This window comes from Bacteroides sp. (assembly GCF_019417265.1).
Lineage (GTDB): Bacteria > Bacteroidota > Bacteroidia > Bacteroidales > Bacteroidaceae > Phocaeicola.
This window is the reverse complement of the sequence record NZ_DXVR01000074.1, coordinates 1-15025: the sequence shown is the minus strand read 5'-3', so window position 1 is coordinate 15025 and position 15025 is coordinate 1. Positions and strand designations below refer to the sequence as shown.

Here is a 15025-nt window from a genome sequence, read left to right as displayed (position 1 = left end):
GAGGTCGGAAAACGAAAGTAGGAGAAAAACTACTTCGTTTTCCTCCTACTCGATTGTATGTTGTACTATTTAGCAGATTCTGCGTGAACCGTCGCCGATTACTACGTCGTAAACTTTAGGGCTACGTCCGAATTTTTCTTTGAAGCGTTCTTTTGCTGTAGTGATGAATGTTTCGTACAATTCATTCTTAACAAGGTTGATTGTACATCCACCGAAACCACCACCCATAACACGTGAGCCGGTTACACCGCAGTCGAATGCAATGTCATTCAGGAAGTCGAGTTCTTCGCAGCTTACTTCGTACAGTTTGCTCATACCGTGGTGTGTTTCATACATCTTCTGTCCTACAGTTTCGTAATCACCTTTTTCCAAAGCATCGCAAACGTCAAGCACACGCTGAATTTCTTCTATAACGTATTCAGCACGCATGTAGTCTTCTTCAGAAACTTCTCCTTTCACTGCATTAAGCATATCCATTGTACAGTCGCGAAGGAATTCTACTTCAGGATGAGTTTTCTTGATTGCAGCAACTACATTTTCGCAGCTCTGGCGACGTTTGTTGTATGCAGAAGAAGCAAGTTCGTGTTTAACGACTGAGTCAACAAGAACAAGTCTGTAACCTTCCGGTTTGAATGGGAAATACTGATATTCCAAAGAACGGCAATCCAAACGAATCAAGCTGCCTTCTTTACCGAATACTGATGCAAACTGGTCCATGATACCGCAATTTACACCGCAGTAGTTGTGTTCAGTAGCCTGACCAACTTTGGCCAATTCGAATTTATCTATTTTGTTTTCACCAAACAAGTCGTTCAATGCGAATGCGTAAGTTGATTCCAAAGCTGCTGATGAAGACATACCTGCACCGAGAGGTACATCACCTGCAAATGCAGTGTTGAAACCTTTAACGTTTACTCCGCGTTTAATCATTTCGCGGCATACTCCGAAAATGTATCTTGCCCAGCTTGCAGATGGAGCATCTTCTTCATTAAGACCGAATTCTACATAATCTTTCAAGTCGATTGAATAAGCACAAACCTTGTCAGTTCCGTTAGGTTTGATTTCTGCCATCATACCTTTGTCAACTGCTCCAGGGAATACAAATCCGCCATTATAATCAGTGTGTTCACCTATAAGGTTGATACGTCCCGGTGAAGCATATATATATCCGGTTGTACCGTCGAAATGTTTTTGGAAACGACTTCTTACAAATTCTATGTCCATGATTGTAAATTATTAAAAGGTTAATATAATAAAATATCATGACAGTGCTAAAGATGTACTGTCATGATATTCAGGTTAATTATTCTACAGGAATATCTTTATTTACATTCTTGCATCCTACAAGACCGTAGAACAGAAGATAAGCGAGGGCAAGTACAATTACCCAATAACTGTTCATGAAACCTGCAACGTCTGCTACCCAACCTTGGATAAGAGGAAGAATACCTCCACCACAAACAAGTACCATAAACAATCCTGAAGCAGCAGCAATATATTTTCCTAAACCTTCAACAGCAAGGTTAAATATACTACCCCACATTATAGAAGTACATATACCTACTAAAACGAGATACATGGCATTAACAGGAACTTTAGCCAATCCGAATGACAGGCTGCCTGTTGCACTTTGTTGAAGAACTGGTAGGTCAACCATAGTTTGTGTAGAAGAGAAAATAGCGAACAATACCAATAACAGACCAAGACCGGAAGTGAATATCATCATTGCACGACTTGAAACTTTTGCTCCTAATGATGCACCGGCCAAACGACCTACAAGCATCAGCAACCAATATGTACCTACTACGAAACCTGCTATTGTAGTGTTTATTCCGGCTCCACCTTTACTTGCCTCTTCTGTAAGGAATAGATTCAATGTACCAGGAACTCCGACTTCAATTCCGACATATACAAATATTGCTATTGCTCCTAATACGAAATGGCGGAAACGAAGTACTCCTTTCATCAAATGACCTATAGGTTCTGTTGCTTTTGCAGCAGCCGGTTCAGGTATGTTTACAAATAGTAATACTATGAATGCCAGTGCAAATACAGCCATAGCTGTGTACATAACAGGGAAAATCTGTGAGATTGTAGCCTTTTCAACAGAGCCTGCAATAAGGATACCTACAAACATCGGTGTAATGGTTGCCATTACAGAGTTGAATGATCCACCAATCTGTATTAACTGGTTTCCTTTGTTTCCTTCACCTCCAAGTTTGTTAAGCATAGGGTTTACTACAGTATTGAGCAGACACATTGAGAAACCTGAAATGAAAGCTCCTACCAGATAAACTGCAAATGCAGATGATGGTGACGCATGTCCTGAAAGATATTGTACACCGACACCGATGAAACCTACGGCAACAGCTATAAGTGCAGTCTTTTTATATCCGACTTTAGTTAATAAAATTCCACTTGGAATACCCATTACTGCATAAGCAATAAAGTTACCAAGGTTACCTAACATTCCGAGTGCATTAGATACTGAAAATTGATTCTTTAATACGATTCCCATTGGGGCGGCAAGATTGGTTACGAAAGCAATCATACCGAAAAGGAAAATCATAGTAATGATTGCAATGAATTTGCCATTTTGTTTTTGTTGGTTCATAATTTGTTTAAGAGATAAAATGATTAATTATTAGGTTTATTATTTTTCTATTCCAAATTTGTAGACTGTTACCTGATGATATGTTTCACCCGGTACGAGTACTGCTGAAGGGAAATGTCCCTTATTAGGTGTGTCAGGGAATCTCTGAGCTTCAAAACATATAGCACTTCTTGCAGGGAATGTTGCTCCATGATAGCCTTTGAATCCGCTGTGCCAGTTTGCTGTGTATAATTGTACACCAGGCTCTGTTGTGTAAACTTCAAGGCTTCTTCCGCTGTTCGGCTCAATGCATTTTGCAGCAAAAGTCAGTGTGCCCTGTTCCTCTTTATTCAGAACATAACAGTGGTCATATCCGGCTCCAAAGATTAGCTGCTGGAACTTGTCATTGATTCTGCTACCCACTATTTGCGGTGTTCTGAAATCCATAGGAGTGCCTTCTACCTTGCTTATTTCCCCTGTTGGTATAGACACTTCATCTATAGGAGTATAGAAATCTGCATTGATTGTAAGAATATTGTTCTCTACTGATGCTGTAGGAGCCTTAACTCCTGACAGGCTGAAGAAAGCATGGTGTGTGAGATTTATCAAAGTCTTTTTGTCGGTAATGGCTGTATATGTTATTATCAGCTCATTATCGTTGGAAAGAGTATAAACTACTGTGATGTCAAGATTGCCTGGGAATCCTTCTTCACCGTCTTTTGACAGATAATGCAGAGTGACACTCTGTTTGCTTGTCTGTTCTGCATCCCATACTCTTGCGTGGAAACCTGTAGGACCACCGTGCAGTGAGTTAAGACCGTTGTTTATGGTAAGGTTATATTCCTTTCCGTCGAGTTTGAATTTTCCTTTTGCAATTCTGTTGCCATATCTTCCTATCAGTGTGCTCAAGAACGGTTCAGGACTGTTGATAACGTTTTCTATCGTGTCATGTCCCTGGATTACATTTTCAATGTTTCCGTTTTTGTCTGGAACCATTATAGTAAGTATAGCTCCACCATAGTTTGTTACTGCAATTTCTGCATTGTTATCGTTTGACAGAATAAATAAATCAGTTTCTTTCCCGTTTATTGTTTTCTGAAAATCGGCTCTTTTCAGGCCGCTTAAATTGTTTTCATTGTAAAACGTGTTGTCCATATATTAAAAAATCTTTTTATTTACACATCGTTCAAATTGTTGTGCAAATAAAAAGATTTTCTTTAAATTTCCCAAACATTTTCTCTGAAAAAGAAGCAGTATTTACCTTTTATAAACATTATGATGTTGATATGTTCATTTTTGAGGGTACAATACAATAAGGTCTGATACAATAAATGTACTTCCGCCTACGAATATCAAATCGTTCTCCGATGCATTTCTTTTTGCAGCTTCCAATGCATCTTTTACGCTCTGGTAGGCTGCTCCATGCAGACCGTGGCTGTTTCCTATCTTCATAACTTCCTCTGCCGGCAATGCTCTTTTTACTGATGCCTGAGTGAAATAATATGTAGCATCCGATGGAAGCAAAGATATAACCCCATTGATATCTTTGTCATTTACCATACCTATTATAATATGCAGTTTGTCATAATGCATGGAGGCTAACTGTTCGGCTATGTACTGCATACCTCCTATATTATGTCCCGTGTCGCATATCACTTTAGGTCTTTCCTCCAGTTTCTGCCATCTTCCCATAAGCCCTGTAGTCTCGCACACATGGGCAAATCCGGCTCTGATATTATCTTCCTTTATGTTATATCCTATTCTGATAAGTTCTTTTACTGCATTTAAGATGGTATTTGTGTTTTTAGTCTGACACATTCCTCCAAGTTCACCGTATAGGTCTTTCATTTCGTCTGTCTGATAGAGCCAGTGTCCGTCTTCGGTCCTTTCAGCTTCGTTTATTACTTGTGAATCTTGTGCAAATGTTATTGCCGCATTACATTCGATAGCCTTTGAAAGGAACACCTCTTTGGTTTCAGAAGTATATTCTCCTACTATTACAGGTGTATTTTCTTTTATGATTCCGGCTTTCTCTTTGGCTATTGCCGACAGAGTATGGCCGAGGAATTGCGTATGGTCAAGGCTTATGTTCGTTATGATGCTCAAATCCGGATTTATAATGTTTGTGCAGTCCAATCTTCCTCCCAATCCAACTTCTATTACAGCTACATCTACTTCTTTTTCAGCAAAATACATAAAAGCCATAGCCGTTGTAAGTTCGAAGAAAGAAGGGTGGAGAGGTTCGAAAAAGCTCTTGTGCTCATTTACGAAACGTATTACGAAATCCTCCTCTATAGGCCGGCCGTTTACTCTTATACGTTCGCTGAAGTCTACAAGGTGTGGCGATGTATAAAGTCCTGTCTTATACCCCGCATTCTGAAGGATGGCTGCTATAGTGTGAGAGCAAGACCCTTTGCCGTTTGTTCCTGCTATGTGTATGGTCTTGAATCTTTTGTGGGGGTGCCAGAAATGTTCGTCAAGTTTGTAGGTGTTGTCAAGCCCTTCTTTGTATGCATCTTTGCCCACATTCTGGAACATCGGGGCACAATTGAACAGATAGTTTATAGTATCTTTGTAGCTCATTTTTCTATGTATCTTTTATGAAAATTCTATGTATTGAAAAAACGCTCCAAGCATTGGAAAAAAATGCTTAGGCGTTTTATCTTAAATGACGAAGCGTTTTACTTAAAATGACGAAGCGTTTATTTTAAGGCTTGGAATTGCTCTATAAGCGATGTGAGATTGGCGGTGAAAAGTCTGGCTGAAATAGCCAAAAGTATTATACCGAAGAATTTTCTTATCACATATATACCGCCTTTACCCAAGAAACGCTCGATTACATCGGTCAGTTTTAAAACTATGAATACCCAAACCATGTTTAGGACAAGTGCAAGAATAATGTTTATCGGTGCATATTCGGCTCTTAAAGACAATAGTGTGGTGAATGCTCCGGCACCTGCCAACAGTGGAAAAACCAAAGGTACGAGAGTGGCTTCCTTTATCGGACCTGTATTTTTGAAAATCTCAATGTCAAGAATCATCTCAAGCGACATCATGAATATTACGAAGGCACCGGCAACAGCAAACGATGCAATGTCTACCTGAAAAAGTCTCAGCATCATGTCGCCCGCATAGAAGAATCCCAATAGGAGTGCAAAAGCTATCAGAGTCGCTTTCATGGCATTGACCGGCCTGCCTTTCTGTTTTAGGTCAAGAATGATTGGAATAGAACCAATGATGTCTATTACGGCAAACAGTACGATGAATGCACTGAGAAATTGCTGAAAGTCAAAAGCACCGAACATAGGCGATGCAGCCAGTTGTACATATAAGCTTTTCATTTTTGGTGATATTTATTGTCGATACAAAGGTACAAAAAAAATATATTCAACAAAGTCTGACCGACGGCTAACTATTAGCCCCGATTACATATTTTATTTTGAAATAAAACGACTTATTATGTAAATCAATTAATAAAAATACTAAAATACACAAGGCTACAGGTGGATGGATACAAAATATATTGTTAACTTTGTATGTTAAAATAAGGATTTATACTCATTTAATTTAACGAACCATGAAAGTTTCAATGTATGACACATTATTGGAGTTGCCTTTATTCCAGGGGTTGACTAAAGAGAACATTACGAGTATTATCGAGAAAGTTAAAATGGGGTTTCATAAATATGAAGCCAAACAGAATATAGCAATACAGGATGCTAAATGCAACAGCCTGATTTTTATCCTCGACGGTAGTGTGGCAATAACTACTACCGACGAAAAATATAATTTCAAGATAGAGGAACAGGTGAACGGCCCTTACATAATAGAGCCGTATTCTCTTTTCGGAATGCATACTAAATTCAATGCTACCTATGCAGCTATGGGAGATGTGGATACGTTGAATATAGATAAGGGGTATATCCTGACCAATTTATGTAAGTTTGAGATATTCAATCTGAATTATCTGAATATACTGAGCAACAGGGCACAGAATGCCAACAATAAACTTTGGAACTCACACATTGGCAATACACACGAAAAACTTAAAAACTTCCTTGCTCTCAGGTGTATAATTCCTAAAGGGAAAAAGACTCTGTATATAACAATGGAGGATTTGGCTTCGCTGATAGACGATACAAGAATCAATGTATCGAGGGCACTGAATGAACTGCAGGAAAAAGGTGTATTGGTTCTTAGCAGAAAGAAAATAATCTTAAATGATTTCGCTCAGTTGATAAGCGAAGTTGAAAGTATGGAAAACGACTGATTTATGGTCGATGATATATGTATAATTTAGAGATAGTAGACGATATGAATAATCCATTTTTGCAAATATATAATACACCGCATGATACTACCCCGTTCGACAGGATAAAAATCACAGATTTTGAACCTGCCATAAGGGAGGGAATGAAGATTGAAGATGATGAAATAGAGAGAATTGTCAGCAATACCAATGAACCGGATTTTGCAAATACCATATTGGCACTTGAACAGTCCGGAAAACTGCTTGACAGGGTTACTACCGTATTTTTCAATCTTATGAGTGCGGAAACGAATGACGAGCTTGATGCTATTGCTGAAAAGATGATGCCGGAGCTTACGGAGCATAGCAATAATATCAGCCTGAATCCTGTCCTGTTTGAGAAGGTGAAAAGTGTATATGGCAGAAAAGACAGTATGGAACTTACGCCGGAAGAAAGCCGTTTGCTTGAGAAAACTTATGACGGATTTGTCCGAAACGGAGCCAATCTTGATGAAAAAGACAAGGAAACATTCAGAAAACTGTCTGCCGAACTTAGTTCTCTTACTTTGAAATTCTCGCAGAACCATCTGAAAGAAACAAATAAATTCGAGCTGCATATCACTGACAGTAAGGATTTGGAGGGTTTGCCTGAAAGTGCCGTTGAGGCGGCAGCTCATACTGCAAAGGAAAAAGGTAAGGAAGGATGGGTGTTCACACTGCAGGCTCCAAGTTATGTGCCTTTCATGAAATACAGCAAAATCAGGGAACTCAGAAAGCAGATGTATATGGCGTATAACACCCAGTGTACGCATAACGACGAGCTTGACAATAAGGATATAGTGAAGCAATTGGTGAACAAACGTATGGAGATAGCACAACTGCTCGGATTTGAAACCTATGCAGACTATGTTCTGAAAAAAAGAATGGCCGAGAACAGCGAGAATGTTTATAAACTTCTGAATGACCTTCTCGAAGCATATTCTCCTGCAGCACACAAGGAAATAGAAGAAATAAAGCATTTGGCAGAACAGACAGAGGGTGAAGGCTTTGAACTTATGCCATGGGACTTCTCTTTCTATGCTGAAAAACTGAAAAATGAGAAATACAGTCTTGATGAAGAAGCATTGAGGTCTTATTTTGAACTTGAAAACGTAAAGAAGGGTGTATTCGGGCTTGCGACAAGATTGTATGGAATAACATTCAGAGAAAATAAGGATATTCCTGTATATCATCCTGATGTGCAGGCTTTTGAGGTTTTCGATGAAGACGGTACATTTCTTGCAGTACTTTATACAGACTTCCATCCAAGAGCCGGGAAACGTTCCGGAGCATGGATGACGAGCTATAAGGAGCAGTGGATTGAAAATGACGGAACAAACAGCCGTCCGCATGTATCGGTAACAATGAATTTCACCAAACCTACAGCTGAGAAGCCGGCTCTTCTGACATTCTCCGAAGTGAATACATTCCTGCATGAATTCGGTCATGCCTTGCACGGTATGTTTGCAAACACCAGGTTTCAGTGTATGAGCGGAACCAATGTATATTGGGATTTTGTAGAACTTCCGTCGCAGATTATGGAAAATTTTGCTGTAGAAAAAGATTTTCTGAATACTTTTGCCAAGCATTATCTGACCGGCGAACCTATACCTGAAAACCTGATTAAGAGTATAGTGGATTCACAGAATTTTAATGTGGCATATGCATGTCTGCGACAATTGAGCTTCGGACTGTTGGATATGGCCTGGTACACGAGAAAGGAGCTATTCGACGGTGATGTGAAGGCTTATGAAAAGAAAGCATGGGAGAAAACACAGCTTCTGCCTCAGGTGGACGAAACATGCATGAGTGTGCAGTTCGGGCATATTATGTCTGGTGGATATTCGGCCGGATATTACAGCTATAAATGGGCTGAGGTACTCGATGCCGATGCATTCTCGGTGTTTAAGGAAAAAGGTATTTTCAATAGAGAAGTGGCACAGTCATTCCGAGATAATATCTTGTCAAAGGGTGGAACAGAACATCCAATGACATTATATAAACGTTTCCGCGGACAGGAACCGGGAATAGAAGCATTACTGATAAGAAACGGAATAAAATAGATTATCCTGCAATGAAGAAATACATTATATATATATTGATGTTGCTGCCATTATTGGTATGCGGATGCAATCAGGAGGACGATGTGTTTGAGATTTTCTCAAGTGGGCAATGGAGGGTAAACAATTATTATACCGATTGCAACTGGAACAATCTCGCATATAAACCCGGCAAACCTGTGCTTACGACAGAAAGCGACCTGAAGATAGTCAATTCGTACACTGTTGTATTCGAAAAAGACGGTACAATGAGTGGGCAGATAGACGGAGGAACATTTTCAGCGAAATGGAATGCAGATGCTAAAGACAGGAGTTTCAGTATAACGGATATCAAGGCTGCGATAAGTCTTAGCGGAAGAAATGCCGAATTTATCAACAGACTTAAAAATGTCAGGTATTATCAGGGCGACAGTAAAACGATGCAGTTGGCTCCACAGGATAAAACTACATATATACAATTTAACCACAGATAAAACAGGAAAGCATGGAACAGGAAAACAAACAGGAAATATTAGACAGAAGATATATGCGTATGGCCCGTATATGGGCAGAAAACTCTTACTGCAAGCGTCGTCAGGTGGGAGCGTTGATAGTAAAGGACAAAATGATTATCTCTGATGGGTATAACGGAACTCCATCCGGATTCAGCAATGTTTGTGAAGATGAAGACGGACTGACTATACCTTACGTGCTTCATGCTGAGGCTAATGCGATAACAAAAATTGCACGTTCAAACAACAGCAGCGACGGTGCTACTATGTACGTTACTACTTCTCCATGCATAGAGTGTGCAAAGCTTATAATCCAGGCCGGAATAAAAAGGCTGGTATATGGAGAAAAATACAGGCTGGAGGATGGGATAAATCTTTTGAAGAAAGCCGGGATAGATGTGATTTATCTCGAAAACAATGAATAATATCAGAATAACATAAAATCTATACAGATATGGATAATAAATATAAACGTTTCATGCCGATATTGCTTGCTGTCGGTATAGTGATAGGGATAGCGATAGGTGTGTTTTACAATAATCTTTATTCGGGAAATAAGTTGGGTGTTATAAAAGGCTCATCTAACAAGATTAACGCATTGCTTAGAATCGTGAACGATTCGTATGTGGATACGGTTAAAATGACGGACCTTGTGGAAAAAACCATGCCGTTGATTCTTTCGGAACTTGACCCGCATTCTTCGTATATACCTGCCAAGGATTTGGAGGAAGTAAACTCCGGACTTAAGGGGCATTTTAGCGGAATAGGAATACAGTTTACTATCAAGGATGACACGATACATGTAAATAGCGTGATTCCCGGAGGACCGTCTGAAAAGGTAGGTCTGATGGCCGGCGACCGTATCATAGAAGTGGATGATTCTGCTTTCGTTGGAAAGAAGGTGACTAACAGCGAAGCGATGAAAAGACTTAAGGGCGAAAAAGGTAGTAAAGTTAAACTTGGTATATTCCGTCCGGGAGAGAAAGAAACATTGTATTTTACTATCATAAGAGGTGACATCCCTGTAAAGAGTGTGGATGCGGCTTACCTTATAGATGGTAAATGGGGATTTGTAAAGGTTAATAAGTTTGGTGAAACTACATATCCTGAACTTCTGTTTGCATTGGCTAAACTCAATCAGGAGAATATGCAGGGACTGATAGTCGACCTTAGAGGAAACACCGGAGGATATATGGCTGCTGCCATTCAGATGGTAAATGAATTCCTTCCTGCAAACAAACTTATAGTATATACAGAGGGTAGAAAGTATCCAAGAGAAAACTACACATCAAACGGTACAGGCAGCAATCAGAATCTGCCAATTGTGGTGTTGGTGGACGAAGGCTCTGCCTCTGCAAGTGAGATTTTTGCAGGAGCAATACAGGATAACGACCGTGGAACTATCATAGGAAGACGTTCGTTTGGTAAAGGTCTTGTTCAGCAGCCTATCGAGTTCAGCGACGGTTCTGCAATCAGACTTACCATAGCAAGATATCACACACCTTCCGGAAGATGCATACAGAAGCCGTATGAACAGGGGAATGGTGCTGAATATGAGATGGATATATTGACCAGATATGAACATGGAGAGTTCTTCTCGGCTGACAGTATCAAGCAGAACACGGAAGAGATATATTACACGGGATTAGGACGTCCGGTATATGGCGGAGGTGGTATAATGCCTGATATATTTGTGCCGCACGATACTATAGGTATGACTTCTTATTTCCGTATGGCTGCAAATCGTGGATTGATAATTAGATATGCTTTCGACTATACAGACCAGAACAGAAATAAACTTATGGAATATAAGAACGGAGATGAACTGGTAGATTATCTGAAGAAACAGAACTTGCTTGTAAATTTCTCAAAATGGGCAGAAAAGAAAGGTCTGAAAAGAAGAAACAATATGCTTATTACTTCAAAAGAGTTGTTTGAGATAGGCATCTACGGCAATATCATATATAATATGATTGGTATTGAAGAGTATATTAAGTATCTTAACAAGACAGACAAGACTGTTTTAAAGGCTGTTGAGGTTCTTGAAAAGGGTGAATCTTTCCCAAAAGCTAAGGAAACAGAATCAGTAACGGAAGATGCCAATAAGGAATGATGGAAGAAAAAAAGGATATCAGAAAGCGTATTGCTGAAACCAAGAAGCAATATACTGACGAGCAACTCAGAACATTGTCCTCCGACATTGTGAAAAGGTTGGAGGATAATGTTGTACTGAAATGCTCGAAAACTGTATTGCTGTATTATTCCCTGCCGGACGAGGTTTATACACACGACTGGGTAGAGCGGTTGAGTAAAGAGAAAACTGTACTTTTGCCCGTTGTCAATGGTGAGGAACTTGAACTGAAAATCTACTCCGGAAAGGAAAGTATGCAGAAAGGTAATTTCAATATTGACGGACCGGTGGGAGAGGTGTTTGATGATTTAATTTCTATCGATGCAGCCATAATACCAGGCGTTTCGTTCGACAGGCTTGGAAACCGGCTTGGAAGAGGGAAGGGGTATTATGACCGTTTTCTGAAGAAACTGAATACATTCAAGATTGGCGTGTGTTTCGGCTTTCAGCTAAGCGATGAAATACCTCATGATGAATATGATGTAGTAATGGATGAAGTCTGGACTGAAGAAGGATATGTCAGCAAAAAATAATATCGGTAATGACCTGGGCTCCTACGTGGGAGTTCAGGTTTCTTATTAATATTTCGCGCCCCATCTGCAGTTCCTGCCGAATGACGGATGAGGACAGTTGTACATAGAGTGTCTGATTCTTTATGTATATGTTTGTGGTGTGTTTGAATATCACCGGTCCTACAATATCTTTCCAAGAATCTATAAGCCTGTACTGATTCAAAGGAGTTTCCAGCCCTTCCTGGCGCAGAAGTTGCATTATTACATCGCCGAGTTTTTCCGTGTTGTTACGCTTCATTCTCTATCTCCTTTCTTTCAGAAATGTTTCCGTTGGTTACTTCAAACAGTTTATAATCCTTGTCTATTTTCTTTAGAATCTTATCCAAATGGTCGCGGTTGGTGTCGGTTACAAATATCTGGCCGAAATTATCCCCGGCCACAAGTTTTACTATCTGCTCTACTCTGTGCGCATCGAGCTTGTCGAAAATATCGTCAAGCAATACTATCGGTGTGGTGCTGCTTCCTGTACGTTTCAGGAAATCGAATTGTGCAAGCTTTAATGCTATCAGGTAAGTCTTGTTCTGACCTTGTGAGCCTTCGCGTTTGATGGGAAACTCTCCAAGTTTCATTATGAGGTCGTCCTTATGGATTCCTTTCAGTGAATAGCCCATGATGAAATCGCGCTGTCTGCTTTCGCGGATTATGGATAGCAGATTGCCCTGAGAAGCATGCGATTCGTATTCAAGGCTTACGGTTTCCATATTCTCGGAAATGAATGAGTAATATGACTGGAAGACTTTGATAAACTCATCTATGAACAGTTTACGCTTTTTATAAACTATTTCACCGGCTGATGCCATCATTTCTTCCCACACGTTCATAAGCTCCGGTTCAGGCTCTATTTCTGATTTTAACAGAGTGTTGCGTTGCTGCATGGCCTTGTTGTAACGTATCAGAGCATCAAGATACTCTCTGTCAAACTGCGAGATGACAACGTCGATAAACCGGCGGCGTTCTTCGCTTCCTCCCGAGATAAGTACCGAGTCTGAAGGCGAAACCATGACAAGAGGGATGAGGCCTATATGGTCGGACAGACGTGTGTATTCCTTCTTGTTGCGCTTGAACTGTTTCTTTTGTTTACGCTTCAAACCGCAATATACCTCCTCCGGTTCAGCATTGTCAGTCTGATAGAATCCCTGGATGACGAAGAAATCTCTATCGTGGAGTATATTCTGAGTATCGATAGGATTAGTGGCACTCTTGCAGAACGAAAGATAATATACTGCATCCATAAGGTTGGTCTTGCCCATTCCGTTACGGCCTATGATACAGTTCATTTTAGGCGAGAAAGATAGTTCAGCCTGTTCTATATTCTTATAATTTAATATCGAGATGCGTTTTAGCCACATAATTTACTACTGTTTTAGGCACAAAATTAACAATAAAAGCAGGATTGGTAAAAAAAGATGCCGACAAATTTCGTTTATAAACATAAATAAATTACTTTTGCTGTCCGAAATACACATTGAAAATAATAATAAAAAATAATATAACAATGAGTCAACAAAAAAACACAAATGATTTGCTGAACATGGAAGAAACTATCAGCAATTCAGAAGCATTCCTTATCAAAAACAAAAATTTATTATTGGGTGCAGTTATTGCTTTGGTAGTAATAGTAGGTGGATACATGGCTTATACGAACTTTGTGTCTGAACCTAAAGAACTGAAAGCTTCGGAAGCAATCTTCAAGGGAGAGAAATATTTCGGTGTTGATAACTATGAAGCTGCTTTGAACGGCGACAGCCTTGGATATGCAGGTTTTGTGAAGCTGGCTGATGAATTCAGCGGAACAAAAGCCGGTAATCTTGCTAATGCATATGCAGGTATCTGCTACGCACAGCTTGGTAAATACGAAGATGCTGAAAAATATTTGAGTAAATTCGTCGGTGATGATTTATTGGTTGCTCCTGCTGTGTTGGGAACTTTGGGTAACTGCTATGCTCAGATGGGACAGTTGGATAAAGCAGCTGAAACTCTTATTAAAGCAGCAAAGCGTGCAAATAGTGTTTCTTTGAGTCCTATTTATCTGATTCAGGCAGGACAGATTCTTGAAAAGCAGGGTAAGAATTCTGAAGCAGTTGAAGCATATAAGACTGTGAAAAAAGATTATGCAAATTCTTATCAGGCTATGGATATCGATAAATATATAGAACGCGCTTCTATAAAATAATTTATAAATCTGTTTCAGGCACGGATTTCCGGCGTGGTGGAATGACTACGCAAATAAGGAGTTCCGTGCTTGTTTTTTTTATAATAACATATTAACTCAAAAACTCAATAAAATTATGGCAACAGCATATCACAACCTCTCAGATTACGATTTTAATTCTGTACCTGATGCTTCTGGAATGAGATTCGGAATAGTAGTATCAGAATGGAACAGCAATATTACAGGAGCGTTACTTGAAGGTGCGGTAAAGACTTTAAAGAAACATGGAGCAAAAGACGAAAACATACATGTTCAAACTGTACCGGGAAGTTTTGAGCTTACTTACGGAGCTGCACAAATGATAAAGAGTAATAAGTTTGATGCGATAATAGCTATAGGATGCGTTGTAAGGGGTGATACTCCGCATTTTGACTATGTTTGTGCGGGTACGACACAGGGTATAGCACATCTGAATGCAACTACCGATGTCCCAGTTATTTATGGTCTGATTACTACCAATACAATGGAGCAGGCAGAAGACAGAGCCGGTGGTAAATTGGGTAACAAGGGAGATGAATGTGCGATTACTGCAATAAAAATGATAGACTTTTCTTGTAGATTAAAAAAATAGTTGTATCTTTGCAACGCAATTGAAAAAAGCAGGTATCCTGCTTAGAGTAAATGGCGAAAGGGCAAATACCAGAGTGGCCAAATGGGGCAGACTGTAAATCTGCTGGC

The 15025-nt window shown here is 39.7% G+C and carries 15 protein-coding genes; 8 read left to right on the top strand and 7 right to left on the bottom strand.

Going from position 1 to position 15025, the window contains the following annotated elements:
* Nucleotides 1-69 precede the first annotated feature (69 nt).
* The 5 genes from galK to QZ379_RS09315 all read right to left on the bottom strand — a co-directional run bounded on the left by galK (nucleotide 70) and on the right by QZ379_RS09315 (nucleotide 5898).
* On the bottom strand, nucleotides 70-1224 hold the full coding sequence (gene galK / locus QZ379_RS09335; RefSeq protein WP_291563605.1) for a galactokinase: 1155 nt from the start codon (nucleotides 1222-1224) through the stop codon (nucleotides 70-72).
* Nucleotides 1225-1303: 79 nt separating this feature from the next.
* On the bottom strand, nucleotides 1304-2614 hold the full coding sequence (locus QZ379_RS09330) for an MFS transporter (RefSeq protein WP_291563603.1): 1311 nt from the start codon (nucleotides 2612-2614) through the stop codon (nucleotides 1304-1306).
* A gap of 39 nt (nucleotides 2615-2653) precedes the next feature.
* On the bottom strand, nucleotides 2654-3748 hold the full coding sequence (locus QZ379_RS09325) for an aldose epimerase family protein (protein WP_291563601.1): 1095 nt from the start codon (nucleotides 3746-3748) through the stop codon (nucleotides 2654-2656).
* 135 nt (nucleotides 3749-3883) lie between these two features.
* Nucleotides 3884-5176, bottom strand: coding sequence for a folylpolyglutamate synthase/dihydrofolate synthase family protein (locus QZ379_RS09320; RefSeq protein ID WP_291563599.1), 1293 nt, complete (start codon nucleotides 5174-5176; stop codon nucleotides 3884-3886).
* 119 nt (nucleotides 5177-5295) lie between these two features.
* Nucleotides 5296-5898: a MarC family protein gene (locus tag QZ379_RS09315; protein ID WP_291563609.1), complete on the bottom strand. Its 603-nt coding sequence runs from the start codon at nucleotides 5896-5898 to the stop codon at nucleotides 5296-5298.
* Nucleotides 5899-6170: 272 nt separating this feature from the next.
* On the opposite strand from QZ379_RS09315, the gene QZ379_RS09310 reads away from it, so the two are divergent.
* Genes QZ379_RS09310 through QZ379_RS09285 form a run of 6 tightly spaced genes read left to right on the top strand, consistent with a single transcriptional unit; the run spans nucleotide 6171 to nucleotide 12096 of the window.
* Entirely contained in the window at nucleotides 6171-6863 is a 693-nt protein-coding gene (locus QZ379_RS09310) for a Crp/Fnr family transcriptional regulator (protein WP_291563596.1), read from the top strand.
* Between the two features lie 44 nt (nucleotides 6864-6907).
* A complete protein-coding gene (locus tag QZ379_RS09305) occupies nucleotides 6908-8944 on the top strand; it encodes a M3 family metallopeptidase (RefSeq protein WP_291563593.1) in 2037 nt (678 codons plus the stop codon).
* A gap of 11 nt (nucleotides 8945-8955) precedes the next feature.
* Entirely contained in the window at nucleotides 8956-9414 is a 459-nt protein-coding gene (locus QZ379_RS09300) for a DUF4847 family protein (protein WP_291563590.1), read from the top strand.
* 11 nt (nucleotides 9415-9425) lie between these two features.
* A complete protein-coding gene (locus tag QZ379_RS09295) occupies nucleotides 9426-9857 on the top strand; it encodes a dCMP deaminase family protein (RefSeq protein ID WP_291563588.1) in 432 nt (143 codons plus the stop codon).
* Between the two features lie 29 nt (nucleotides 9858-9886).
* On the top strand, nucleotides 9887-11545 hold the full coding sequence (locus QZ379_RS09290; protein ID WP_291563586.1) for a S41 family peptidase: 1659 nt from the start codon (nucleotides 9887-9889) through the stop codon (nucleotides 11543-11545).
* Complete coding sequence (locus QZ379_RS09285) at nucleotides 11542-12096, top strand: 5-formyltetrahydrofolate cyclo-ligase (RefSeq protein ID WP_366933600.1); 555 nt, start codon at nucleotides 11542-11544, stop codon at nucleotides 12094-12096. Before QZ379_RS09290 ends, QZ379_RS09285 begins: the two co-directional genes overlap by 4 nt.
* Here QZ379_RS09285 and QZ379_RS09280 read toward each other — a convergent pair.
* A complete protein-coding gene (locus QZ379_RS09280) occupies nucleotides 12083-12373 on the bottom strand; it encodes a DUF721 domain-containing protein (RefSeq protein ID WP_291563584.1) in 291 nt (96 codons plus the stop codon). The genes QZ379_RS09285 and QZ379_RS09280 overlap by 14 nt on opposite strands.
* The gene (recF, locus tag QZ379_RS09275) at nucleotides 12363-13484 is read right to left on the bottom strand and encodes a DNA replication/repair protein RecF (RefSeq protein ID WP_291563581.1); all 1122 of its coding nucleotides are present in this window, start codon (nucleotides 13482-13484) and stop codon (nucleotides 12363-12365) included. Before recF ends, QZ379_RS09280 begins: the two co-directional genes overlap by 11 nt.
* A gap of 146 nt (nucleotides 13485-13630) precedes the next feature.
* On the opposite strand from recF, the gene QZ379_RS09270 reads away from it, so the two are divergent.
* Nucleotides 13631-14308: a tetratricopeptide repeat protein gene (locus QZ379_RS09270; protein WP_291563578.1), complete on the top strand. Its 678-nt coding sequence runs from the start codon at nucleotides 13631-13633 to the stop codon at nucleotides 14306-14308.
* Between the two features lie 115 nt (nucleotides 14309-14423).
* Nucleotides 14424-14918, top strand: coding sequence for a 6,7-dimethyl-8-ribityllumazine synthase (ribH, locus tag QZ379_RS09265; protein ID WP_291563575.1), 495 nt, complete (start codon nucleotides 14424-14426; stop codon nucleotides 14916-14918).
* Nucleotides 14919-15025: the final 107 nt, after the last annotated feature.